Genomic DNA, 24,487 nt, shown 5'->3' on the forward strand with positions numbered 1-24,487 from the left:
ACACTAAAACACTAAAACACTAAAACACTAAAACACTAAAACACTCAGACTCTCAAACTCTCAAACCCAAAAACCCTCCAACACAAACTATGCAGACAACAGATACCGTATTAATGATAGAGCCGATTGCTTTTGGCTTTAACGAGGAAACCGCAAAAAACAATTATTTCCAGAACGAACAGAAAGGTTTTGATACACAGTTTAAAGCGCTATCAGAATTTAAAATGTTTGTTGAAAAACTGAGAAGCAAAGGAATTAATGTGATCACCATAAAAGATACATTAGATCCCCACACTCCGGATTCTATTTTCCCGAACAACTGGGTGAGTTTCCACAGGGACGGCCGGGTGGTTCTATACCCGATGTTCGCTTCTAACAGAAGAGTGGAAAGGAGGGATGATATTATTGAGACCATCAAAGAACAGGGATTCGAAGTTTCCGAAATCGATGACTGGTCTTTCCCGGAAACACAGGGCCATTATCTGGAGGGAACCGGCAGTATGATTTTCGATCACGACCATAAAATTGCTTACGGCTCGGTTTCCCTGAGGCTGGATGAAAATCTCTTCAGGGAATTTTGTGACAAATACGGATTTACGCCCGTGGTTTTTCATTCGTTCCAGACGGTTGGGGAAGAGCGGCTTCCGATCTACCACACCAATGTTATGATGTGCGTAGCCGATCAATTTGTGGTCATCTGCCTGGATTGTATCGACGATGAGCTGGAAAGAAATAAAGTCATCGAAACCATTAAAAATTCAGGAAAAGAAATCATTGAAATTTCTGAAGACCAGATGCATCAGTTTGCCGGAAATATGCTTCAGGTACAAAATAAACAAGGCGAAAAATTCATGATCATGAGCGAAACAGCTTATAAATCGCTGGAATCTCACCAGGTTTCTGCCATCGAAAAATACTGCGAAATTATTTACTCAGATCTCAATACGATAGAAGTGAATGGCGGTGGAAGTGCACGTTGTATGCTTGCGGAAGTTTTCCTGCCTAAAAAATAATATATTTGCTGAAAAATAATCATTTGGAATCATCAGCCAGTAAAGGTTTACATATTCTTCTGACTTTGGAAACGGAGTCAGAAGCTTTGTTAATAGACAGTGAGGGTTTTCTGAAATTTACAGAGAAAATTCTGGCCGGTAAAGAGGTGGAGATCGTAGGAATTACCAGTCATGTTTTTGATAATTACAGTTTTACTTCTGCGGTGTGCCTTAAAGAGTCTCATCTCTGTATCCATACATGGCCGGAGTTCAGACAGCTTACGTTTGATGTTTTCCTCTGCAATTATCTGCAGGACAATACCGCAAAAGTAGAAGAAATTGCTGATGAGATTGTAGAATATTTTAAAGCTAAAACCATCCGGAAACACAAAATTTACAGATAAAGATGTATTACACTTGCCCTTTATGCAAAACTGAGAACAAGATGGATGCAGATTTTCCAATCGGTGAATATGTTTGCCGCTCATGTTCAAACCTTATTGATATCCACAAAAATACATCCGTCAAAGTTGTTAAAAAACCTGTTGAAAATGTTGTTCTGGAAGTCGGTCAGAAAGGGATCATTGACCACACGGAATATATCGTGACGGGGATTATTATCAGGAAATATGGAACCAGTATTTTTTGGAGAGAATATTATCTGAAGGATAAAACGGGTAAAGATGCTTTTCTCAGTGAAAGCGACGGGCATTGGGTTCTGCTTCATTCTATTGATAAAATGGAAATCAAAAGAAAATCCTGGAATAGTATTGTTATTGAAGTGGGGGCGGTCAGTTTCAGAAGATATGAAACGACGGAATGCCATATTTATGCGGCAGCCGGTTTTTTTGAAGATAAATTAGATTTCGGCCTTTCCACCTACAAAGAATATGTTAATGGTACCCGAATGATTTCCGAAGAAAAGTCCGGGGAAAGCATACAGTACTTTTCCGGCAGCCATATTTCGAGATATAAAGTAAAGAAGGCTTTCGCGATTGATCATCTGCCCTATTATTCAGGAATAGGCATTGTGCAGCCTTTTTATGTTAATGCTAAACAGGCTGTTAATATTATGGCGGTTTCAGCTTTGCTCATTTGTCTTCTACAGCTGTATGTCGTGGTCACAAGAACCAATAAATATGTTTTTGAACAAGAGGTAAATTTTGATGATGTGCGGGGAAAGGAAATGGTTGGCAAAAGCTTTGAGCTATCCGGGGGTTCTGCACCTCTGAATGTACAGATGTATTCCGATGTTGACAACTCCTGGGCAAACGTGGGTTTAGGGCTTGTGAACGAAAAAACCAACGAAATTGTTTTCGCTTCCAAAGATATAGAAGAATATCATGGCTACGAAGATGGTGAAAACTGGAGCGAAGGAGGAAAAAGTGAAGATTTTAATTTTTGTGGCGTTGCTCCGGGAAAATATCATTTTGTGGTTTCAGCGGAAAGACAGGAAGCGGAAAAATCTCCAGTGCCGTCAAGCTACAGGTCTGCGGACGGCAATTTATTGCTGTACAGGGATAGCTATGGAAGCATTAGTGTGACAGATAATACCACCATGAAAACTGAATCTTTTGCGGATTCAAAATCAATACGACAGGATTCTGTGACTGATCTCGGCCGGCTTATTCACCAGACTTTAGGGAAAGCGGATATTGATTCTCTGCTAAATTCAGGAGTGTCCTCAGAAAATACAGTCGGCACTTATGAGAATAAATCAGTGAGGATTAAAGCAGAATGGCTTCCGGTTTCCTTCAGGAACTTTGTATTCGTTTTGCTTTTCATGATTGCGATGGTAATTGCGGTTATACTAGGTAAAAGATCATTTGAACGTTCCAAATGGTTCAACAGTTCCAATTCACCTTACACATATTCATAAACGATGGGAATCATGATTAATTACATAAAAGAAAACTGGATTCTCTGCCTGGCCGGAGCTTTTTTCCTGGGTTGGTTTACTTATCTCACTTTTGCGGGCAACCAGTTCTGCGACTGCGAAAAGACGGAAACTTACCGCGATGGGACCACCAGAAGCCATCATACTTCAGGCGTAGGTTTTTACAGATACTATCACAAATAAAATTAACTATGGATCAGATCAACTTCTTACCGGTAATCAACTCAGTAATTTATTCTTTTTTAGGAATTGGAATATTGCTGGTTTGCTACGTTATTATTGAAAAATTAACGCCGGAAAAAACATGGCACGAAATCTCACAGAATAAAAATACGGCATTGGCTATTATTTTCGGAGCTTTTATCATCGGAATTTCAATTATCATTAGCGCAACAATTCATGGATAAAAAGAGGATCCCTCTTGAGCTTTTGCTGATGTTTTCGGTGTTTATCATCGCTACATGCGGACTGATTTACGAATTGGTAGCGGGCGCATTGGCCAGTTATCTCCTGGGAGACTCCGTAAAACAGTTTTCTTTCATCATCGGGGTATATCTTTTTTCGATGGGAGTAGGATCGTATTTTGCCAAATTTATTAAAGGGAATTTAATCGACAAATTCATAGAAATTGAAATTCTCGTAGGGATTATCGGGGGAATCAGTTCGGTGGTTCTTTTTATCCTCTTTAATACTTTAGCGCATTTCGAGGCGGTTTTATATCTTTTCGTGTTTTTCACAGGCTGCCTGGTCGGTGTGGAAATTCCGATCCTAATGAATATTTTAAAAGACAGGGTACGGTTTAAAGACTTGGTATCAAATGTATTCGCTTTCGATTATATAGGGGCATTACTGGCTTCTATTCTGTTTCCGCTTGTACTGATTCCCAATCTGGGAATTGTAAAGACCCCTTTATTTTTCGGACTGATAAATATTTCAATCGCCATTTTTTTATGTTTTTATTTAAAGAAAGAGCTGTCTAAACCGGTTTCTTTGAAATTTAAATCCATCGGAGCATTTATTCTCCTTGTTGTCCTTTTTGTTTTTTCAGATAAAATTTTATCTTTTTCAGAGGAGAAGTTATATGGTGAGAATGTTGTTTATACCAAAAGCTCACCTTACCAAAGAATTGTTCTCACGAGAAACAGCCGCGAGTTCCGCTTATATCTTAATAATAACCTGCAGTTTTCTTCCGTTGATGAATACCGCTATCACGAAGCTTTGGTTCACCCCACCATGTCGATGGCTAAAAGCATTGATCATATTCTGATTTTGGGTGGCGGAGATGGTTTTGCCGTTCGTGAAGTTTTAAAATACAAAGATGTAAAAGATATTACCCTGGTAGATCTGGATGGAGAAATGACGAGTTTTTTTAAGAATAACCAAACGATGCGACAGCTTAATCACAATTCTTTATCAAGCCCAAAGCTTAAGATAATCAATAAAGATGCTTACATTTGGGTAAAGGAGAGCAAGAAAAAATATGATGTGATCATCATTGATTTTCCTGATCCTTCCAATTACAGTTTAGGGAAATTATATTCTTTACAGTTTTACAGAGAACTCGAGAAACTGACGACGCTGGATACAAAAGTAGTGGTACAGACCACTTCTCCATACTTTGCACCCAAATCTTTCTGGTGTATAGAGAAAACGATCCACCAGGTGTTTCCTTTTACTTCGGCATACCATACTTATGTTCCTTCCTTTGGGGAATGGGGATATTCGATGGCATCGTTTGAGCCGGTGAATAACAAAATATACCGGAAAATTCCTGATTTAAAATTTTACGATTATAACTTCCGGCAGCTTTCTTATTTTACAAAAGATATGAGAACCGGAGGTATTGAGGTCAATCGGTTAGATAACCAGATTCTAGTACGTTATTTTGATGAAGAGTGGGGGAAAGTACAGTAGAAAAGACTTTCTGAAAACCTTATTTTTAGGAAGTCTGATGATTCCTTTTTTACAGTATTGCCGTAAGAAAGGCAAAGTCTTATTGCTGAAGATTTCCGGGACGGATCATATTCTCGGGCACAAGCTTTGGGCAAAGGATTTTCCTGCTCCTGCAGAAGAAATTAATATAAAATATTTGATTGTCGGCGGAGGTATTTCCGGGCTCTCAGCCTGCCGGGCGTTCAGCCAGAATCATGAAAATGACTATTTACTGCTGGAAATGGAACATCATCTGGGTGGAAACTCTTCCAGCGGGAAAAATAAGTTTTCCAGATTTCCGCTGGGTGCGCATTATTTACCTTTACCCAACAAAGAAAATACAGACATTATTGAATTTTTAAAGGAATGTGAAATCTGTCAGGGCCATGATGAAAATGGAGAACCGATTCTCGACGAATACCAAATGACCTTTCCGCAGCAGGAAAGATTGTTTTTTAAAAATGCATGGCAGAACGATCTTGTTCCGCAAATTGGCATTTCCGGGGAAGCAAAAACGGAATTCGACCGGTTTTTTAAAATGATGGATGATTTCCGGGATAAAAAAGATGCAAAGGGAAAATACTGGTTTGCGATTCCTGTTCATGATTCCAGCCGTGAAAATGAAGCTTTACAATTGGAAAAGATTGTTTTTAAAGACTGGCTGAAAAAGGAAAGTTTTGCCTCGGAAGAATTGCTCTGGCTGCTGGATTACTCCTGTCGTGACGATTACGGTTTAGGAATCGACTACGTCTCAGCATGGGCAGGGATCCATTATTTTGCCGGAAGAAAAAACAACTGGAGCCAGAAATACAAAGACCAGGTTTTTACATGGCCCGAAGGAAATGCAAGGCTGGCCAGGCATTTTTTTAAATATACAAAAGGAAAATCATTACCCGATCATTTAGTTTTTGATGTGAAGATACATGATAACAATGTTGAGGTTTTGAGTTTCGACAATATATCGAAAAAGACCAGGAAAATTGTTGCTGAAAAAGTTCTATTGGCAACCCCGCAATTCGTCAATGAAAGAATTCTCAACAACAGAAAAGCGGGGAGATTCAATTATGTTCCATGGCTTTTAACAACCATTACGCTGAAAAATGATTTTGGAGGCGATGAAGAACTGGCCTGGGACAATGTCATATACGGTTCGGAAGGATTGGGTTATATTTATGACCAGCATCAGAATGTGGATCAGATTATAGGTGAGAAAGTGATTACTTACTACAGAAGTTTCTCAACGGCAGACTGTAAAAAAGCACGAAAACGGTTGTACGGTCTCAAAGAAGATCAGCTTAAAACCCTTGTCCTGGAAGACCTTCAGAAGGCACATCCGGAGATTGAAGATTTTATTGTCGAAATGCAGTTTCATAAAATAGGCCACGCCATGATCGCACCGGCTCCCAATCAGATTTTCGGATATTCAGAGGAAGGCAGACAGCCGGTAGACGGCCGGATTTTCTTTGCCCATTCCGATCTTTCAGGAATTTCTATTTTTGAAGAAGCATTTTACCAGGGGTTAAGAGCGGCAAAAGAAATGATATGAGGCAGCCGTGGATCCATAATGCGAAAACAGACGGCTGGTTTATGCTTTCACCGCCCTTGGTCATTCTTCTGGTGATTTTTCTTTTTCAGAATCAGATCCGGGGGCTGGAAGACCATTATTCATTTTACACATGGCTTTTTCTTATTGTTTTTGTTGATGTGGCGCATGTGTATTCCACACTGTTTAAAACCTATTTTGTAAAAGAGGAAATACGGAAGAGGAAACTCCTGTATTATGGGATTCCTGTATTAAGCTGGATTTTGGGACTCATTCTGTATCAGTTCGGAAGCCTGACTTTTTGGTCGGTGCTGGCACTCATTGCGGTGTTTCATTTTATCCGGCAGCAGTACGGCTTTATGAGAATTTATGCCCGGTATGAGCAGAATGGCTGGAGTAAGAGTTTGGATGGAATTGCCGTATATTCCGCTACCATTTTTCCGATGCTGTATTGGTTTAAAACGCCCAGGGCTTTCACCTGGTTTGTTGAAAATGAATTTGGCTGGTTTCGTCACGTACCGGATTACCTGCCTGCCATCACATTTCTGTACTTTTTGATTTTAATTGCCTGGCTTTCCAGGACCCTCTATGGAATAATCAGGACCGGCCGGATAAATATTCCGAAAACCGTTTTAATTTCGGGAACTTACCTGTCATGGTATTTTGGGATCGTTTATTTCAATAATGATCTGGTATTCACATTTCTTAATGTGATCTCCCATGGCATTCCATATATAGCGCTGATTTACATAAGAGAAATCCAACAAAAAAGAGTACATCAGCAAAGCAGCCTTTCGTTGTTTAAGTCCACTTCAGGAATATTTTTATTTATTTTCATCATCCTTGGGTTTGCCTTTTTCGAAGAATTTCTATGGGAAATTTTGATCTGGAACGAACATTTTTCACTGAACCTGAATGTTTCCTTACGCTGGTTTCAGTTTTTAGTCCCTTTACTCGTCGTTCCCCAGCTTACCCATTACCTGCTGGATGGTTTCATTTGGAGAAACTCAGGAAAGGAGTAGGATCCATACTCCGTAACATTCTGATCCAGGGAAGCAGACCGTTATCCAATGGAAGTAGACCGTTGCCATAGTGAAGTAGGCTATTACCCAAATGAAGCAAACCGTTACCGTAGTAAAGTAGAGCGTTACCGTTGTGAAGTAGACCATTACCATAGTGAAGTAAGCCGTTACCCAAGTGAAGTAGACCGTTACCCAAGTGAAGTAGAGTATTACCAAATGGAAGTAGACCATTACCATAGTGAAGTAAGCCGTTACCGCAGTGAAGTAGACTTTTACCCAAGTGAAGTAGAGTATTACCAAATGGGAGTAGACCATTACCATAGTGAAGTAAGCCGTTACCGGAGTGAAGTAAGCCGTTACCCAAGTGAAGTAGACCGTTACCCAAGTGAAGTAGAGTATTACTAAATGGAAGTAGACCATTACCATAGTGAAGTAGACCGTTACCCAAGTGAAGTACACCAATACCGGAGACAGCAGGAAGATTTCCTTGATTAAATTAGGTAATTTTGGATGAGAAATGGGGCCATATCAATAGGAATGAGCTTCAGCCCATTTTTTTTGTGAATAACGACCATAGGCTTCAGCCAAAATTTAACATAATATTGGCAGCCTGTTATATTCTGTAATTTCAAATCGGTCTTAAACCGTTGCAATTGATATTAAACTTACGATTTGATTTTTAGCATTTAAACAAAATCCTCATCCGAACTCAGGTTAAATTATCATCACGGGGTGAAAAAAAGTCATTGAAAATTTTTACGGGTGATCAAAAAAATATATATTTATCCCGTTTTTTAATAAAATACAGATATGAAATTACAACAAGAAGAGTACGTTCCGATGGCGGACGTTCTGTTAAGGAGCTTCAGTAGGGATTTGTCCGTTTTCGAAGCAGAAAATCATTTATTCAATTCCGAATACCTGCAGGCGATGCAGAATAAGACCGATGAGGTACGTGCGAAAGAGTCTTCCGATCTGGTGCTGGTGCAGCAGAAGCAGTGCACTTCGGATCTTTACATCCTCGGAGATCAGGTCGGCAAACCCCTCAGGATTCTCAATGTGGTCTTGAAAAAGGCTAATGTAAAAACAACGCTGGCAACCGATGTCCGGAACAAGATCAAAAAAAGGAACTTCGAGGGTGCGCTCCTGTCACTGGCTTCCCTCAGGCAGATCGTTTCTGCACAATCGGCATTATTACAGGCCAACGGGATGAAAGCCGATATGCCCGCCACACTGGAAGAAGCCTTTACGGCAATGACCGCAAAAAGTAATGAGCAGACGGCTTTCCAGCAACAGCGGAAAGCTTTCACATCAACAAACAAGAAGCTGTATAAAGAGCTGTACAAGTACATCAGTGAAGTGGCCGGGCTCGGGAAAATTATTTTCAGCGGCGAGCAAAAAGCCTCCGAGTATACCATTGACCATATTCTAGCCATGCTTCATGTATCCAGGGGAAATGGCAGCACCGGTTCTTCTCCGGAAGAAGGGGCTTAAACGGCAGGTTTAAGATTTGTATTTTTAGACATAAGCTTACAGATATCTGAAATGAATCTGCTAGGCTTATGTTTTTTCTTAAAACACAGATTTCATACGACAGGTTTTGTCGTCATGCAGCGATATCTTCGCTTCAGAAATTAATGAATTTAAATAATAACTAATTATGCATTTGGCGATATTTTTCGTATTTCATCTGTTCGAGTATTTTTTTCTAACAAAGTGAAGAAAAAATGAATCGAGAACTTTTGAGTACGTTCGACTGATAGTGCAACTTCTCGATACGACTTCTTCAAAGTCTACTCGAAGGGACGTGGCGGTAATTACATAATACGAGTGTTCGTACGTCTGTTCGAGTATTTTTTGCAGTGAAGCTGCGAAAAATGTATCGAGAACTTATTAGTATTACCGACTGGTAATAAATCAAAATGCACAGTGTTAATATGATAATATTCACAAAAAATTGACATTCTATATCTTTTCGGCGTGAAGTAAAAAGGATATTTTTGCAACGACTTAAAAATTAATAATTAATAACAACTCAAAATAGACACTAAGTATGAATAAAATCTACTCAGGAGCATTATTCTTATGCTCAGTCCTCGGCGTTTCCGCCCAGGAAGTCATCTGGCAGAAAGACATCGAATCTTCGACGCAGGATTTTCTTTCGCAGATTACCACCACCATCGACGGACAGTATCTGATAACAGGAAGCAGCATCCCTTCGAGGGCCTCAGGGACCACTCCTTCGAGAACCTCAGGGACCGCATCTTCGAGAGGTTCAGGAGTCGCACCTTCCCTTCGAGAACCTCTGGGACCAGGCCAGGACCAGGGAAAGCAGAATACCGGTTACGATTTCCATCTCGTAAAACTCAACCAGCAGGGGGAAGAGGTCTGGGAAAAATATTTCTCGGGACAGAACCATGATTTTCTTTCTGCAACGGTAAATACGCAGGAAGGTGGATTTTTACTTGCAGGAACTTCTTATTCCGGCAAAGGGCTGGATAAAAAAGACGATTCCAGGGGAGGTTCTGACATCTGGCTCATCCGGATCAATGAATTCGGGGATGAATTATGGCAGAAAACCATTGGCGGCGCCTCGGATGAAGAAGCCCGGGCGGTAATTCAGACCACGGATATGGGATTTTTTGTGGCGGGGAATACGACCGCCAGTTCCCTTCGAGAGCCTCAGGGAACTGCGGGAACGCGGGGTTACGGATCGAAAGATGTTCTGGTCTTACGGTTGGATAAGAACGGAAAGGAATTATCCCAATTGGTGTTAGGTGGAAAAGGTTTGGATGAGGTGGAGAAAATGATTCCTACAAAAGATGGCGGAGCTTTGCTGGGCGTGTATTCGAGAAGTGGATCCTCCCCCAGCCCCTCCAAAGGAGGGGAGCAAGACCGTCCAGCCCAAAATTCAAAATCAATTTCCGGTTATGCAAAGTCTACTGAAAACTTTGGTGAGGGCGATTACTGGATTATCAAGCTTTCCAAAGACGGCAAGGTGGAATGGGAAAAGAATTTCGGCGGAACAGGAGACGATCATTTGAGAACAATGGCGTTGACTTCTACAGGCTATTTAATCGGAGGTGAATCGAGATCGGAAAGATCAGGCAACAAAACCGTAGGCATTGAAGAAGGAACAGACTTATGGCTAATCTCCCTGGATGAAAGAGGCGAAGAAATCTGGCAGAAATCCTACAACTTCAAAAACCGGGATGTTTTGATGGGAATGAGCGTGATATCCTCCCCTAGCCCCTCCAAAGGAGGGGAATCCGGCAACCTGACCAAAGGCATTTTACTGGGCGGTTATACCCAGGCGGAAGGCAGAATTGAAAGTGATGATGAGACCTTCTGGATGCTGTACCTGGACCAGAATGGCAATGAGCAGTGGAGAAAACACGTTAAGGGTGAATCGAGAAAAAGAGAAGAAAGGCTTTCGGATATCAAGCTCAATAGGGACGGTTCGATTGTACTGGCCGGAACGAGTGCCGAAGAGCTGGGAAAAGAGAACTGGAAAATCGTGAAGCTGGGTGACCAACAGATCGATCAGCTGATCGAAAAGCAGGATATTAAGATTTATCCGAATCCGGTGAGTGAGTATGCGTATGTGGAGATAGGGTTTGACTTTAAGGAAGCGGATATTGTGCTGTATGATATGGGAGGAAGGCAGTTGCAGAGTTTGAAGACGAAGAATAAAGTAACGAAGATCAATACGCAGGCGCTGGTTCAGGGAGCGTACCTGGTGAGCGTGAAAACAGATGATAATAATAAAGCGAGTGCTAAATTAATTAAGAAATAAGTTATGAGAAGAATAAAATTAAACATCTTGCTAATGGGGTTGGTTGTTGGAATAAAAACTTGGGGTCAAGACAGACCTGAAGAAAGTTTGGCCTTTATAAGTGAAATCACAACCAATAGTGATTTGTATAACGGAAGTATCAGTGTAAATATTCCATTATTTACAATTCCAGTTGGAAATCTCACTTTATCTAATGAACTCTCGAACTCAGCACTTGGCTTCAGACCTACTATTGACGAAAGTATGTATGGATTACATTGGTCTTCCAATCAGTTTGGTGTTATCACAAGGGATACAGAAAAAGATTTTTTGTTGACCGGGTATTCATTTTTACGACCTGAAGATGGCATTGCGGTAATTGTCCACAACCAGTACCGGAACCACAATTTGTTCCTACGTCGGAGGGTTATTATGATTTTGTAAAAAATAAGTATATTTATAATTATACTGACCATTTAGGAAATACAAGGTTAAGTTATTTCAACAATGGCAGCAGCGTAGAAGTTCTTGAAGAAAACAATTATTATCCTTTCGGATTAAGACATGAAGGGTACAATGACTTTGATGGAAATCCTTCATACCAGTATAAATATCAAGGGCAAGAATTACAAACAGAGGCAGGATGGTATAGTTTTAAATGGAGGAATTATATGCCGGACCTGGGAAGGTTTTTTAATGTAGATCCGCTTTCTGAGAAATATGCTTACCAATCTCATTATAATTTTTCTGAAAACAGAGTTATTGACGCAAGAGAATTAGAAGGACTTGAATCGGTGGATTTTAGAAAAAATGATGGATATCAAAATCTTGTTGTAGTAGTACAAGGTTGGGCTGGAGGAGAAGATACTAAACCTAATAAAACACAAGTTCAAAATGTAGGAGGAAGTAGCAATCCAAATTTTAAAGGACAAGGAAATTTGGATTTAACGGGCATTGGTGGATTGGTTGGTTTAGCGAACTCAAATACGCGTGTTGTAGTTTTTGATGCTTCACAGAATGAAAATACTAAGAATGATATAAAAACAACAATTTTAAATTTTAACAAAGTTCACCCCGATGGTTTTGTTTCAGGTGTAGGACATAGTTTAGGTGGAGATAATTTGGTAGAGTCAGTTAACGAAAATAAAAGTATGAAAGTTGATTTACTAATTACTTTAGATATTTTAGATTCTTATTCTGATACTAAAATTCCTTCAAATGTTTCTAAAGCAATTAATTATTACCAGACAAAAGATATATATGGAGGAGAAAAAATTGAGACGACTAGTGATAATAAAACTTCAAAAATATTAAATCTACTTGCTCCAAACTCAACACATCGCAGTATTGATAATGATTTAAGAGATAAAGTAAGAGAAGTTATAAAAAGAGAATTAATACCCCAATAATGAGATATTTTATCCAAGCCATTACATTAATATCATTAATTTATTTGCTATTATTATTGTATTTCCAATACGATTATTTTTTCAAATTTATACCTGTGATATTATTGTTACAATTTGTCATTTTTTTTCTAATTCATAAAATACCTAGAAAATTTTTATATTATATCTTCAATATTATCATATTTATGATTTTAAGTTTTTATTACTGTTTTGGACTTTTTTTAGCTCAATAGAAATAAATGAATTCATCGGGATGAGCCACGTGCCCGAAACTACGATGTTTTGAGCAGGAACTTATAATAATTATAAGTACAACGGAAAGGAATTGCACACCGAGACGGGAATGTATGATTATGGCATGAGATTTTATAAAATCAATAGAAAAATATTTAGGAGAATAAAGAGTGAAATCATTAGCAGAATTACAAAATTTGTTACTATTTGAAATTCAAAATAATTTGAATAATAAAGTGATCTCTGAAAATCACAATTATTATAACGAGCATACAGTATATATTTCAGTTTTATTAGCTTCCATTCTTGAAAAAGTACTATTAAAAGATACTGATTGGAATTCTAATAGATGGATAGATGATTCTTTGTTGACAAAACTACAATTGTCTGATGAGAAATTATCTGTTTGGGGAATAATGATTTGGGGAGTTCAAAATTCAAATGAACAATGTACAGATCCATTTTATTTTGAAATTAAATTCAGAAAAGAAAGTGGAAAATTTAATAATTATACTTTTCTTTTTGGTGATTTTGATAATCCTGAAATTTCTTATGAAGATTTTGTTGATAATCGTAATTATTGGGATATAGATTATTATAATACAAAAGATTGGAATCCTTCTGATAGGAATTGGAAATATATAATTGTAAAATAGTGAAATAATGTAGTGTTCCAAATTTAGTGATAATCAATTTTAAGAATTTAATAGATTGATTTCCCCCCCCCCCCCCCCTCGCTGGCGTGAGCGCCCCGCTCGTGTCGGTAGATAAAAACTTGTTAAACCCACCGCAAAGCGGTGGGTTTATTTAGAAATAAGAAATATTTACAACTATATAGACCTTTTGGGAAATGTGCGTGTAAGTTATTTACGTAATGGCAACGTCATAGAAGTTCTTGAAAAAAACAATTGTTAGTAGATTTTTAAAATAATGGAAAATAAAAACACCGAAATAAATGAATTACTTGTAAGATTAAATGAAGAATCACTACAAGACTATAAAATTGTCGATTTTTGGGAAGCAGATACTACAGCAATAGGTATTCAAATAGGAAATAATTTAATATATATATCAACTTTTAATTATGAAAGAACTCATAAATACAATGTTATTATTGAAAAATATGATACTGGAGAAATAATTGAGGAAGAGAAAGAAAGTATATATAATGAACTAATTGAAACTATTCAAAAAATAAAAATATAAATTTTAAATATGCTTCTCAAACGGTTGTCAATGCAAATAAATACATTCGAATTTATAGTAATGTAAATGAGTATATTATTTTTAAAAAAAGAATGGGACATTAATATTATTTTATGTAAAAATGTTAGAGAAAAATATAGATATAGAAAATTTATTTAAACTTTCTTCGGAGTATATAAATAATATACTAAAAGATGAAGAAATTTTGCAAGAATTAAAAGAATCTTGTGAAAATGAGAATATAAAATTAATAAACAAGAGTATTTCTTATGTTTTATATGACAAGAATGAACTATTTAGCAATAATTATAAGATCGAAATGAATATAGAGTGTAAAATGAAAACCATTGGTTCTTATATTTTATATTTAGATAAAGACCACAATTTCATTGACGAATTTTTTATTATAAATTAAACTTTACCCGCTGGCAAGTTTATAACTTTGAGCAGATAATATAGACCCACCGCAATTTCGGTGGGCTTTGTTTATAAGTCAAAAATATTTACCTCGAGTATCTTTAACAACCATCACAAAAAAATCTACCACTCAATTAAAGAACCCGAAAAACTTACCTATTTTTGTTTTTAAAGTTAAAACGTATGAAAATGAAGAAGTACCATCTTTTACTAATGCTCCTGTTGGGATTACTCAGTACAAAGGCACAGCAGAAGACCTTTTGCAACCCGATCAATATCGATTACGGTTATACACCGTTCGAGGTTTTTTCAAAGCAGGGAAAACACCGGGCGACTGCTGATCCGGTGATCGTTAATTTTAAAAATAAATTGTTCCTTTTCTCTACCAATCAGGAAGGATACTGGTACAGCGACGATATGCTCGACTGGAAATTCGTGAAAAGGAAATTCCTCACAGACAATAAATATATCCACGACCTGAACGCTCCGGCGGTTTGGGCGATGAAGGATACGTTGTATGTTTTCGGATCAACCTGGGAACAGGATTTCCCGATCTGGAAAAGCACCAATCCCACAAAAGACGACTGGAAAATTGCTGTCGACACCCTGAAAGTCGGAGCCTGGGATCCTGCTTTTCATTATGATGAAGATAAAAATAAGCTGTATCTCTACTGGGGTTCCAGCAATGAGTGGCCGCTGTTGGGAACAGAAGTGAAAGTCAATACCTTACAGTCAGAAGGTTTTGTAAAGCCGATTGTAAGACTGAAACCCGAAGATCATGGCTGGGAAAGATTCGGAGAATACAATGATAATGTTTTCCTTCAGCCGTTTGTAGAAGGTGCCTGGATGACGAAACACAACGGGAAATATTATATGCAGTATGGCGCTCCGGCAACGGAATTCAGTGGATATTCTGACGGGGTATATGTGAGTGATAAGCCGTTGGAGGGCTTCGAATATCAGCAGCACAATCCTTTTTCGTATAAGCCGGGAGGTTTTGCCAGGGGAGCCGGACACGGTGCCACTTTCGAGGACAACTACAAAAACTGGTGGCATATTTCCACGATATTTATTTCCACTAAAAATAATTTTGAAAGACGTCTGGGGATCTGGCCGGCAGGATTCGACCAGGATGATGTGATGTACTGTAACACAGCGTATGGCGATTATCCGACTTATCTTCCGCAATATGCACAGGGAAAAGATTTTTCTAAAGGGCTTTTCGCCGGTTGGATGTTGCTGAATTATAATAAACCGGTCCAGGTATCCTCTACATTGGGAGGTTATCATGCCAATTACGCCGTAGATGAAGATATTAAAACCTACTGGAGTGCTAAAACAGGAAATTCCGGGGAGTGGTTCCAGACGGATTTAGGAGAGGTTTCCACCATTAATGCGATTCAGATTAATTATGCGGATCAGGATGTTGAGTTTATGGGAAAAACCTTAGGCAAAATGCATCAGTATAAAATTTACGGCTCCAACGACGGTAAAAAATGGAATGTAATTGTTGATAAAAGTAAGAATACGAAAGATGTTCCTCATGATTATGTAGAACTGGAAAAACCAGTCAAAGCTAGATTCCTGAAAATGGAAAATATGAAAATGCCGACCGGAAAATTTGCTTTAAGTGGTTTCAGGGTATTCGGAAAAGGAGCGGGAACAGTTCCCGGAAAAGTTCAGAACTTTGTTCCTTTGAGGGCAGATCCTAAAAAATATGGAGAAAGAAGAAGCATCTGGATGAAGTGGCAACAAAATGCTGACGCCGACGGTTACGTAATTTACTGGGGGAAATCTCCTGAGAAATTATACGGAAGCATCATGGTGTACGGCAAGAATGAGTATTTCTTCACCGGAGCCGACAGAACGGATGCCTATTATTTCCAGATCGAAGCCTTCAATGCGAACGGAGTTTCGGAAAGATCGGAAGTTTTTAAATCAGAATAAAATTAAAAATAAACGCTTTGAATTTTTTCAGAGCGTTTATTTTTTACCGATACTTTTTAGAAATTCATCTGTTTTTTGGATTAAAAATTCTGCATTGGAATCTTTTTCCCAGCCGAGATGATCGCCATTAAATTCATAAGATTCGTGATCAACATTATTTTTACTTAAAGCCGAATCTAAAATTTCCTTTTGCGACAAAGGGACAACCTGGTCGTTGATTCCGTAATATGAAAGGGTAGGCGCTGAGGTTGTACTGATCCAGTGAACCGGACTTCCAAAATCCATCAGCGTTGTTTTATTTTCAACAATTTTCGGATCGATAAGCTGTTTTTCAACAAAAGCATAATCGTCATAATTTCTAAAACCGGGATCGTTAAGATCAGCAGGGCCAACAATATTAATAACCGCTTTTACTTTTTTATCTTTATCAAATTGATAAGCATACATCATCGATAAATGTCCACCTGCACTGTTTCCGAGAAGGATAAATTTTGGTTTAATTTTTAATTTCTTCTCTAAATAATTCATTGCTCTTTTAATGTCATCTGTCTGGTTTGGAAGGGCAAAATGTGTTGTAGTAGCAAGACGATAGTCCATATTGACAAAAATGCTCTTTGGGAATTTTTTCATTAGATCAAAGGTAAAGCTGGTGAGCTGCGACCTTCTTCCGCCTCGCCATCCGCCGCCATGAATAATGATAAAAACATCTGCGTGTTCCGGCAGAATTTCAGGAATGTACAGGTCCATTACCTGTTCTTTATCATCACCATAGGCCAGGTCTTTTTCAATTTTAAATGAAGCATCTTTTCCCAGTTCGATTTTCTTCTGGTTACATCCTGAGAGAGTTAGAATTATCAAACAGGCAATGATCAGGCAATTTTTCATGAATGCATTTTTATTTTTAAACGGGAAGATACCTCTAAAATAAAAAAACTCACCGGAAAAACCGATGAGTTACACAAAAAATAATATATGAAGAATGATTGATTTATCTCGTTCTGCTCTTGATGGCGTCTGAAGCACTTTCAATGTCTCTTACTTTTTTCACTTTCTGATTTCCGAAATTGTACGTGATGCTTACATTTACGCTTCTTCTGTACATATCGTTTCTGATGTAGTTATAATTTCCGTTGGCCTGATAGTCTTCGATCTCTACCACATTTGTTCTCAGAACGTCGTTGAGATTCACGGCAAACGTCCAGTCGTTCCAGTTTTTCTTGATGCTGAGGTCGAGACTCATTAGGTTTTTCAACATTCCAAGCTCGATCTGTTGTTTGTCAACGAAGAAATAATTGACACCAAGGAACCATGTTTTCTTTTTGTCTAAACGGATGGTATTGTTACTCGTGATGACAATGCTGGTTGATTTTACATTATTTCGGTACACCAAAGGATTTCCGTCTTTATCTACAAAAGTATCTCCTGTTGTAGGATCCTGGGCCAACGTTCCGTTGTTGATGTTGTGCTGTACCCCTGCATTAAAATTCAAGGTTAAATATTGTTTAAATAAAGATTTTTGAATTCCCAGCATTGCAGACATTTCCTGCTTGTCGCCAAAGTTTGTTCTGATGTAACGCAATACATTTTGATCCCCGATCTTACCGTCCGCTGATTTCACATAACCCTGCAATGGTACTTGTGTGATCTGGTCTTTCATATAGGAATGATTAAGGATCAGGAAATAAGAACTTTTGTACATATACGTCAGCTCCTGGTTATAAGTGGAAGATGCTTTTACAAAAGGATTATTCTGAGTATAGTTAAAATCGGTGATGTAATTTCTTACCGGATTCAGCTCCCAGAAGCTCGGTCTTCGCATTCTGCTTGAAAAGGAATAGGAAAGATTGTTTTTGTCGTTGATGGCATAATTAAAGCTTAAATAAGGCAGCAGGTTATTGTAGTTTCTTTTGATTTCCTGGTAAGACGGTACGTTTTCTCTTAGACTTTCCGCAGTTCCCAGACTATTGGTAATCTCATATCTTGCCCCAACTTTCCCAGAGAATTTATCGGAAAACTTCTTTTCGAGTGTAATGTAAGCTCCGTAGATTTTTTCGTCGTAAATGAAATGGGTAAATTCAGGATTCGGATTGAGTTTGCCCGCTATATTTGTCAGGCTCCCATCGCTGTTAAATAGGTAAGTATAGTTTTTAGTATCGTTATCGGTTTTTGTTTTGTTAAAATTTCCTCCTACGGAAAATGTAAAATCATTTTTAAACTTCTGAATATAATCTAAAGTTCCTGAAAAGTTATTGATGATTTGAGGAATATCCTGGGTAATCGTCTGGGTAGGATTAAGACTTTCATTTAAGGTATTGTTTTTTGAGAACTGAAACCTCTTGTAGTTTAGGTAAGCTGCATTGGCGTTGAATTTACTGCCTAAAGAATCAAGCTTTATTTCATAATTTAAATTAACTGAATTGTTATAATTTCTGGCATCTTCCTTATTTTTAGTCCAGCTGTGCGTGGTCGTCATTACTCCATCCTTATTGGGTTGAATAAGGGTATTGTACAAATCAATCGTGGAATTATAGCTTTTATTCGCCCATGAGTTCCAGGACAGGGCCAGATTGCTTTTTTCAGTCAACTGATAATCAATATTTAAATAGCCTCCTAAGTTTTTATTCGGATCATCGATATCGCCTACGGATTCATTCTGCATTTTATCAGTTCCGTTTCTCAACACATACGATTGCGGATTGATATTTTCTCCGCCACTCAGATTGGCATTAATTCCCAGTTTGTCTTTTCTGTAATTCACGGAAAAACTTGCATTGCTCGCGTTATATTTATTCTGAGTGTTAGACATTCTCATGTTTCCGCTTGTCCCGTCACTCATTTTTTTCTTTAAAATGATGTTGATGATCCCGTCGGAAGATTCAACCTGATATTCACTCCCCGGAACGGTAATGACTTCAATTTTCTGGATGTTTTCTGCGGGTGTGTTTTTTAGAAACTGTGTAAGAGATTCTGCATCCATATTGGTTTTTCTTCCGTTGATGTAGATTAGCGCGTTGTTTTTTCCAACAATTTTCAGCGTTTTATCATCAGTGGTCGATAACAGGGGAGTCTGCTTCAGAAGATCAAAAGTGGTATTTCCCTTGGCTACCGGAGAAGCGGCAACATCATAGACGAAACGGTCACTTTGTTTTTTGAAAACCTGCTTGGTTAAAGTCACGCCTTCAATATTTTTTGTCTTTACGGTATCCTGTTTTTTTTCCTGTGCAGAAGCAAGTCCACTGAAAAATATAGCTGCAATAAGAATGGTCGTTTTCATGTTTTATTTTTTTTTGAGAGTTTAATAGCTTGTATTTGTTATTATTTAACAATGCAAAGATATATAATAAATTAAGTATCTTGCAATACAAAGTACTTAAAATGTTTTTAAACTAAATTTAAGTAATTGATTTTCAGCTTTAAAAATTTAATTCTGATTTTTAAATAATTTCTCCTTGCTATGTATTTAAGACAATTGAAAACAAAATTTCATTACATCTTCGGTGAAAAAGATGAAATAAAAAAAATGAAAAGTTGAAATTAGAATGAAAAACGAAATTTTTACATAAAAAAAGGACCTGAAAAGATCCTGTATGATTTTATTCCCGGTCGAAGCGGGCAAGTTTTTTATCGATCCAGATGGTGGCGAAAGGAAAGAAGGCAGCGATCAGTGAAAAGACACTGTCTTCATCGTCCCAGTCAAATATTTTTCTGACGGATGGTAAAAATAAAAGATAAAGTGTAAAAAATAGCCCGTGAATACTGCCGATCGTACTGATGTACACAATAGGAAAAATATCTTCAGGATTGGTACGGATCCAGATCATTGCCGTAAAAAGAAAAAACCAGGAAACCGCTTCAGCCAGGCAAATGTTCTTGAACCATCTGATCACTTTTTCCTGCGGATATTTTGAGAATAATTTTTCTAAGAAATTCATAATTTTAAATTGGTCGTCAAGATAATTAGAACAGGGTACCAGTAATCTTCCTGCATCGATTCTTTTACGGCTGCAATTTACTTATAAAAACTACTTCCGTCCAAATACTCAAAAACTTCCGGCGGGAGCATTGGCCTTACATTTTTTCCGGTTTTGATCATGTTCCGGATCTCCGTTGCCGAAAGCTCAATGACCGGAGCTTTTATTAAAGACACGTTTTCATGCTGCAGGTATTCGGAATCATTTTTCTCCCCTTCGGAGATTCTTGGATAAACAATGATGTGATGATTTTGGATCAAGGTATCAGCATTTTTCCATTTATGCAAATTTTCGAGGTTATCTTCACCCATAATTAAGCTGAAAGAATAATCAGGATATTTTTCATGGAGATAAGTCAAGGTGTCAATCGTATAGCTGGGCTGAGGCAGCGAAAACTCTACATTTGAAGCACGCATTCTCGAATAGTTTTTTACAGCAAGCTGTACCATATCCAGGCGGTTATGATCTTTCAGTAAAGATTTTTTCTCTTTAAACGGGTTTTGCGGGCTTACCACAAACCACAATTCATCCATGTCGGTGTTTTCGAGGATGTAATTGGCCAATATCAAATGCCCGATATGAATAGGATTAAATGAACCGAAAAAAAGTCCGATCTTTTTCTTCATAGATGAACGGTAAATTTTAAAATTTGAAAAGATGAATCAATCCCTGAATTTTACATCTTTAATATTCAGGTAATGCGTCACATTTCCCTTCCAGTGGTTTTCTTCCAGCGTAAAAGCAAGATCAAAACTTTTTGTCCTGAAATCATCGGCGAACTGTCCCAGCTTGAAGCCCACGCACTCAATATTTCTTCCGGTAGATTCCTGCCTGATATAAAACTTAAGGTGATTGTTGTCTTTCCCCATCGTTTTAATATACCCTGAAACTTTCTGACGGGTTAAAGCAAGAATAGGCTTCATATTGTGAGGCCCGAATGGCGCCAGTTTCCTGTGGAAATTAATAAATTCCCTGTTGATCTCGTCGATCTGTATTTCAGAATCAATCGTGATGGAAGGCTCTTTCTGATGCTCTTTAATTTTCTCGGAAACCACTCTTTCGAATTTTTCCTTGAAAGCATCAAATTTATCCTTTTCCATTGAAAGTCCTGCTGCTGCATGATGTCCACCGAATTTTAAAAAGTATTCCGAGCACATATCTAATGCTTCATGAACGTCGAAATCTGCTACGGATCTCGCCGAAGCGACCATTTCACCATTATTACCGTCTGTAAAAACCAATGTCGGCTTGTAGTATGTTTCAATTAACCGGGATGCTACAATGCCGATGACGCCCTTGTTCCATTCCGGGTGATAAACAATAGTCGTGTATTTGGTTTCCTGCTGCGATTCAATGATTTGATTTAAGGCTGAAAGGGTAGAATTCATATCCAGTTCACGCCTTTCATCATTGAGATTCATGATGTCACTTACGATCTGATGGGCATGTTTCAGGTTATCGGAAACCATAAGCTCAACCGCTGCTTTTCCGTGGGAAATTCTCCCAGCTGCATTGATTTTAGGAGCAATTTCAAAGACAATATTTGAAATCTCAAAATGCGAAAGCTTGTCTTCCGGAATTAATAACCGCAGTCCTAAATTCCTGGTTTTGCGAAGTGTTTTAAGCCCCATTTTAGCCAAAACCCTGTTTTCGCCTGTCATGGAAACGATATCGGCGGCGATGGAAATGGCCAGAAGGTCTGTGAGTTCGAATAATTCCGCTTCCGGGAGTTTGTAAATGGTATTAAGTCCCTGACAGAGTTTAAAACCCACTCCGCACCCTGAAAGTTCTTTAAAAGGATAGCGGCAGTCACTTCTTTTAGGGTCAAGAACCGCCACGGCATTCGGAATTTCTTCACCGGGTAAATGGTGGTCGCAGATGATAAAATCAATGCCTAAACTCTGGGCATAACTGATCATATCGAGTGCTTTGATTCCGCAGTCGAGCGCGATGATTAATGAAAAGCCGTTTTCTTTGGCAAAATCAATTCCTTCCGTGGAAATTCCGTAGCCTTCAGAGTTTCTGTCGGGGATATAAAAATCAAGATATTTTTTCTGAACAATTTTGCTGAGGTAAAGGTACATGAGCGCAACCGCTGTAGTACCGTCTACGTCGTAATCGCCATACACCAGTATTTTTTCTCCGTTTTCAATTGCAGTGGCAATGCGTTCTACCGCTTTCTGCATATCTGCCATTAAAAACGGATTGTGGATATCGGTAAGATTCGGTTTGAAAAATTCTCTGGCCTTTTGATAATTGTCAATTCCTCTGAGAACGAGGAGTTTAGATTCAAAAGTTCCAAAACCAAGAGACGAACTTAATCCATCCACAATTTCTTCATCGGGTTCGGGCTTGTAAATCCATTTTTGACTCATTTCACAAAAATAGGGAAATATATTTTAAAAGGAAAGTTTATTGTTGAAGGTAAATGTTAAAAAAAACCGTTCAGGTCATGAACGGTTTTTAAATATTTAAGAATACATTTTCTCTCGTAATTCTTTTACCTTTTTATCAGCAAGGTATTCGTCGTAAGACATTTCCCTGTCGATGATTCCCTGCGGAGTCAGCTCGATGATCCTGTTACAGACCGTGGAAAGCATTTCGTGGTCATGGGAGGCCAGTAAGATGTTTCCTTTAAAGTTGGATAATGAGTTGTTCAAGGTGGTAATACTTTCGAGATCCAGGTGGTTCGTCGGTTCGTCAAGTAAAAGAACGTTCGCTTTCTGAAGCATCATTCTGCTGAACATGCATCTCATCTTTTCCCCTCCTGATAGTACTTTACACGATTTCAAAGCTTCATCCCCTGAGAAAAGCATTCTTCCTAAGAATCCTCTTACAAATTCTTCATGGCGCTCTTCGTCATTTTTGGTGAATTGTCTTAACCAGTCGACCAGGCTTAAATCTTCCAGGAAGAAGTTGGTGTTATCCAAAGGCATGTGAGATTGCGTTGTAGTTACTCCCCAGGCTACTGTTCCTTTATCAGCGGGAACATTTCCGGCTAAAATTTCGAAAAATTCGGTAATGGCTAATGAGTTTTTAGACAATACCGCAACTTTATCCCCTTTTTTAAGGTTTAAGTCGATATTTGAGAACAGCAATTCGCCGTCTTTTGTTTTTTCTAATCCTTTAACATCTAAAATCTGATCTCCTGCTTCTCTTTCCATTTCAAAGATAATGGCAGGATATCTTCTTGAAGAAGGTTTAATATCATCAATGTTCAGTTTGTCGATCATTTTCTTTCTTGCGGTAGCCTGCTTGGCTTTTGCAACGTTGGAGCTGAACCTCGCGATGAAATCCTGAAGTTCTTTCTTCTTTTCCTCAGCTTTTTTATTGGCCTGCGCTCTCTGTCTTGTGGCCAGCTGTGATGCCTGGTACCAGAAAGTATAGTTACCGGTATAAAGGTTTAGTTTGGCATAATCCAGGTCACCGATGTGGGTACAAACGGTATCCAGGAAGTGACGGTCGTGAGATACTACGATTACGGTGTTTTCATAATCTGCAAGGAAATCTTCAAGCCATGAAATCGTATCGATATCAAGGTCGTTCGTAGGTTCATCGAGAATCAGTACATCCGGGTTTCCGAAAAGGGCCTGTGCTAATAAGACTTTTACTTTGTCCTTGTTTTCAAGCTCGCTCATCATCTGCCAGTGCATGTCATCCTTGATTCCCACATTGGAAAGCATGGTCTGCGCATCAGATTCTGCGGTCCAGCCTCCCATTTCATCATAGATTACCCCAAGCTCTCCCGCTTTGATTCCGTCTTCATCAGAGAAGTCTTCTTTCGCATATAGCGCGTCCATCTCTTCTTTTATCTCGAATAATTTTTTATTGCCTCTTAAAACAGCTTCCAGAACAGTATATTGATCGTAAGCAAAGTGATCCTGCTCAAGAACTGACATTCTTTTTCCAGGTTCTAAAGATACGTGTCCAGTTGTCGGGTCCTGCTTTCCTGTTAATATTTTAAGGAATGTAGACTTTCCTGCACCATTTGCTCCGATAATCCCGTAGCAGTTTCCTTTCGTAAACATAATGTTTACCTCGTCAAAAAGAACTCTTTTCCCGAATTGTAAAGATAAGTTAGATACTGTTAACATATAGTTTTGTAAATTTGGCGCAAAAATACGAAAAGAATTTGGGTATTT

Annotated in this window: 23 protein-coding genes; 17 read left to right on the plus strand and 6 right to left on the minus strand. The window is 38.4% G+C overall.

Going from position 1 to position 24,487, the window contains the following annotated elements; genetic code table 11:
* The first annotated feature begins 89 nt into the window (after positions 1 to 89).
* From ctlX to AC0N32_RS03930, 17 genes are all read left to right on the plus strand, one after another.
* Positions 90 to 1,013, plus strand: coding sequence for a citrulline utilization hydrolase CtlX (gene ctlX, locus AC0N32_RS03850; protein ID WP_476392526.1), 924 nt, complete (start codon positions 90 to 92; stop codon positions 1,011 to 1,013).
* Between the two features lie 23 nt (positions 1,014 to 1,036).
* The gene (locus AC0N32_RS03855) at positions 1,037 to 1,396 is read left to right on the plus strand and encodes an S-adenosylmethionine decarboxylase family protein (protein WP_476392527.1); all 360 of its coding nucleotides are present in this window, start codon (positions 1,037 to 1,039) and stop codon (positions 1,394 to 1,396) included.
* 41 nt (positions 1,397 to 1,437) lie between these two features.
* Positions 1,438 to 2,871 (plus strand): DUF4178 domain-containing protein, encoded by a 1,434-nt coding sequence (locus AC0N32_RS03860; RefSeq protein WP_476392528.1) that lies wholly within the window; start codon positions 1,438 to 1,440, stop codon positions 2,869 to 2,871.
* Positions 2,872 to 2,883: 12 nt separating this feature from the next.
* A complete protein-coding gene (locus tag AC0N32_RS03865; protein WP_476392529.1) occupies positions 2,884 to 3,072 on the plus strand; it encodes a hypothetical protein in 189 nt (62 codons plus the stop codon).
* An 8-nt stretch (positions 3,073 to 3,080) separates the two neighbouring features.
* Positions 3,081 to 3,296: a DUF350 domain-containing protein gene (locus AC0N32_RS03870; protein ID WP_476392530.1), complete on the plus strand. Its 216-nt coding sequence runs from the start codon at positions 3,081 to 3,083 to the stop codon at positions 3,294 to 3,296.
* Positions 3,289 to 4,803: a polyamine aminopropyltransferase gene (locus AC0N32_RS03875; protein ID WP_476392531.1), complete on the plus strand. Its 1,515-nt coding sequence runs from the start codon at positions 3,289 to 3,291 to the stop codon at positions 4,801 to 4,803. The genes AC0N32_RS03870 and AC0N32_RS03875 overlap by 8 nt, the downstream gene beginning before the upstream one ends.
* Complete coding sequence (locus tag AC0N32_RS03880) at positions 4,778 to 6,367, plus strand: NAD(P)/FAD-dependent oxidoreductase (RefSeq protein WP_476392532.1); 1,590 nt, start codon at positions 4,778 to 4,780, stop codon at positions 6,365 to 6,367. The genes AC0N32_RS03875 and AC0N32_RS03880 overlap by 26 nt, the downstream gene beginning before the upstream one ends.
* The gene (locus AC0N32_RS03885; protein WP_476392533.1) at positions 6,364 to 7,386 is read left to right on the plus strand and encodes a hypothetical protein; all 1,023 of its coding nucleotides are present in this window, start codon (positions 6,364 to 6,366) and stop codon (positions 7,384 to 7,386) included. The genes AC0N32_RS03880 and AC0N32_RS03885 overlap by 4 nt, the downstream gene beginning before the upstream one ends.
* 48 nt (positions 7,387 to 7,434) lie before the next feature.
* The gene (locus AC0N32_RS03890) at positions 7,435 to 7,791 is read left to right on the plus strand and encodes a hypothetical protein (protein ID WP_476392534.1); all 357 of its coding nucleotides are present in this window, start codon (positions 7,435 to 7,437) and stop codon (positions 7,789 to 7,791) included.
* 405 nt (positions 7,792 to 8,196) lie between these two features.
* Complete coding sequence (locus AC0N32_RS03895) at positions 8,197 to 8,880, plus strand: hypothetical protein (protein ID WP_476392535.1); 684 nt, start codon at positions 8,197 to 8,199, stop codon at positions 8,878 to 8,880.
* Between the two features lie 559 nt (positions 8,881 to 9,439).
* Positions 9,440 to 11,182 (plus strand): T9SS type A sorting domain-containing protein, encoded by a 1,743-nt coding sequence (locus AC0N32_RS03900; protein WP_476392536.1) that lies wholly within the window; start codon positions 9,440 to 9,442, stop codon positions 11,180 to 11,182.
* A gap of 3 nt (positions 11,183 to 11,185) precedes the next feature.
* The gene (locus tag AC0N32_RS03905) at positions 11,186 to 11,605 is read left to right on the plus strand and encodes a hypothetical protein (RefSeq protein WP_476392537.1); all 420 of its coding nucleotides are present in this window, start codon (positions 11,186 to 11,188) and stop codon (positions 11,603 to 11,605) included.
* Between the two features lie 11 nt (positions 11,606 to 11,616).
* Positions 11,617 to 12,570: an RHS repeat domain-containing protein gene (locus tag AC0N32_RS03910; protein WP_476392666.1), complete on the plus strand. Its 954-nt coding sequence runs from the start codon at positions 11,617 to 11,619 to the stop codon at positions 12,568 to 12,570.
* 404 nt (positions 12,571 to 12,974) lie between these two features.
* On the plus strand, positions 12,975 to 13,460 hold the full coding sequence (locus AC0N32_RS03915) for a hypothetical protein (RefSeq protein WP_476392538.1): 486 nt from the start codon (positions 12,975 to 12,977) through the stop codon (positions 13,458 to 13,460).
* A gap of 274 nt (positions 13,461 to 13,734) precedes the next feature.
* Positions 13,735 to 14,010, plus strand: a complete 276-nt coding sequence (locus AC0N32_RS03920; protein WP_476392539.1) for a hypothetical protein — start codon at positions 13,735 to 13,737, stop codon at positions 14,008 to 14,010.
* A 121-nt stretch (positions 14,011 to 14,131) separates the two neighbouring features.
* Entirely contained in the window at positions 14,132 to 14,425 is a 294-nt protein-coding gene (locus AC0N32_RS03925) for a hypothetical protein (protein ID WP_476392540.1), read from the plus strand.
* A gap of 191 nt (positions 14,426 to 14,616) precedes the next feature.
* Positions 14,617 to 16,374 carry a discoidin domain-containing protein gene (locus AC0N32_RS03930; RefSeq protein WP_476392541.1) on the plus strand — a complete coding sequence of 586 codons (1,758 nt, stop codon included), beginning with the start codon at positions 14,617 to 14,619 and terminating at the stop codon, positions 16,372 to 16,374.
* Between the two features lie 36 nt (positions 16,375 to 16,410).
* On the opposite strand, the gene AC0N32_RS03935 is transcribed toward AC0N32_RS03930, so the two are convergent.
* The 6 genes from AC0N32_RS03935 to AC0N32_RS03960 all read right to left on the minus strand — a co-directional run bounded on the left by AC0N32_RS03935 (position 16,411) and on the right by AC0N32_RS03960 (position 24,439).
* Positions 16,411 to 17,259, minus strand: a complete 849-nt coding sequence (locus tag AC0N32_RS03935) for an alpha/beta fold hydrolase (RefSeq protein ID WP_476392542.1) — start codon at positions 17,257 to 17,259, stop codon at positions 16,411 to 16,413.
* Between the two features lie 103 nt (positions 17,260 to 17,362).
* Positions 17,363 to 19,648 (minus strand): TonB-dependent receptor domain-containing protein, encoded by a 2,286-nt coding sequence (locus AC0N32_RS03940; RefSeq protein ID WP_476392543.1) that lies wholly within the window; start codon positions 19,646 to 19,648, stop codon positions 17,363 to 17,365.
* 319 nt (positions 19,649 to 19,967) lie between these two features.
* Complete coding sequence (locus AC0N32_RS03945) at positions 19,968 to 20,306, minus strand: DUF3817 domain-containing protein (protein WP_476392544.1); 339 nt, start codon at positions 20,304 to 20,306, stop codon at positions 19,968 to 19,970.
* A 77-nt stretch (positions 20,307 to 20,383) separates the two neighbouring features.
* On the minus strand, positions 20,384 to 20,971 hold the full coding sequence (nadD, locus tag AC0N32_RS03950; protein ID WP_476392545.1) for a nicotinate (nicotinamide) nucleotide adenylyltransferase: 588 nt from the start codon (positions 20,969 to 20,971) through the stop codon (positions 20,384 to 20,386).
* Positions 20,972 to 21,007: 36 nt separating this feature from the next.
* Positions 21,008 to 22,720, minus strand: a complete 1,713-nt coding sequence (gene recJ / locus AC0N32_RS03955) for a single-stranded-DNA-specific exonuclease RecJ (protein WP_476392546.1) — start codon at positions 22,718 to 22,720, stop codon at positions 21,008 to 21,010.
* A gap of 96 nt (positions 22,721 to 22,816) precedes the next feature.
* The gene (locus AC0N32_RS03960; RefSeq protein WP_476392547.1) at positions 22,817 to 24,439 is read right to left on the minus strand and encodes an ABC-F family ATP-binding cassette domain-containing protein; all 1,623 of its coding nucleotides are present in this window, start codon (positions 24,437 to 24,439) and stop codon (positions 22,817 to 22,819) included.
* Positions 24,440 to 24,487: the final 48 nt, after the last annotated feature.

It is taken from the genome of Chryseobacterium endophyticum (assembly GCF_056333165.1).

Coding starts and splice junctions, on each gene's coding strand:
- AC0N32_RS03875 (WP_476392531.1), top strand. CDS start 3,289: ATGGATAAAAAGAGGATCCCTCTTGAGCTTTTGCTGATGTTTTCGGTG.
- AC0N32_RS03865 (WP_476392529.1), top strand. CDS start 2,884: ATGATTAATTACATAAAAGAAAACTGGATTCTCTGCCTGGCCGGAGCT.
- recJ (WP_476392546.1), bottom strand. CDS start 22,720: ATGAGTCAAAAATGGATTTACAAGCCCGAACCCGATGAAGAAATTGTG.
- AC0N32_RS03860 (WP_476392528.1), top strand. CDS start 1,438: ATGGATGCAGATTTTCCAATCGGTGAATATGTTTGCCGCTCATGTTCA.
- AC0N32_RS03960 (WP_476392547.1), bottom strand. CDS start 24,439: ATGTTAACAGTATCTAACTTATCTTTACAATTCGGGAAAAGAGTTCTT.
- AC0N32_RS03925 (WP_476392540.1), top strand. CDS start 14,132: ATGTTAGAGAAAAATATAGATATAGAAAATTTATTTAAACTTTCTTCG.
- AC0N32_RS03920 (WP_476392539.1), top strand. CDS start 13,735: ATGGAAAATAAAAACACCGAAATAAATGAATTACTTGTAAGATTAAAT.
- AC0N32_RS03945 (WP_476392544.1), bottom strand. CDS start 20,306: ATGAATTTCTTAGAAAAATTATTCTCAAAATATCCGCAGGAAAAAGTG.
- AC0N32_RS03940 (WP_476392543.1), bottom strand. CDS start 19,648: ATGAAAACGACCATTCTTATTGCAGCTATATTTTTCAGTGGACTTGCT.
- AC0N32_RS03870 (WP_476392530.1), top strand. CDS start 3,081: ATGGATCAGATCAACTTCTTACCGGTAATCAACTCAGTAATTTATTCT.
- AC0N32_RS03900 (WP_476392536.1), top strand. CDS start 9,440: ATGAATAAAATCTACTCAGGAGCATTATTCTTATGCTCAGTCCTCGGC.
- AC0N32_RS03895 (WP_476392535.1), top strand. CDS start 8,197: ATGAAATTACAACAAGAAGAGTACGTTCCGATGGCGGACGTTCTGTTA.
- AC0N32_RS03930 (WP_476392541.1), top strand. CDS start 14,617: ATGAAGAAGTACCATCTTTTACTAATGCTCCTGTTGGGATTACTCAGT.
- ctlX (WP_476392526.1), top strand. CDS start 90: ATGCAGACAACAGATACCGTATTAATGATAGAGCCGATTGCTTTTGGC.
- nadD (WP_476392545.1), bottom strand. CDS start 20,971: ATGAAGAAAAAGATCGGACTTTTTTTCGGTTCATTTAATCCTATTCAT.
- AC0N32_RS03880 (WP_476392532.1), top strand. CDS start 4,778: ATGAAGAGTGGGGGAAAGTACAGTAGAAAAGACTTTCTGAAAACCTTA.
- AC0N32_RS03905 (WP_476392537.1), top strand. CDS start 11,186: ATGAGAAGAATAAAATTAAACATCTTGCTAATGGGGTTGGTTGTTGGA.
- AC0N32_RS03885 (WP_476392533.1), top strand. CDS start 6,364: ATGAGGCAGCCGTGGATCCATAATGCGAAAACAGACGGCTGGTTTATG.
- AC0N32_RS03935 (WP_476392542.1), bottom strand. CDS start 17,259: ATGAAAAATTGCCTGATCATTGCCTGTTTGATAATTCTAACTCTCTCA.
- AC0N32_RS03890 (WP_476392534.1), top strand. CDS start 7,435: ATGGAAGTAGACCGTTGCCATAGTGAAGTAGGCTATTACCCAAATGAA.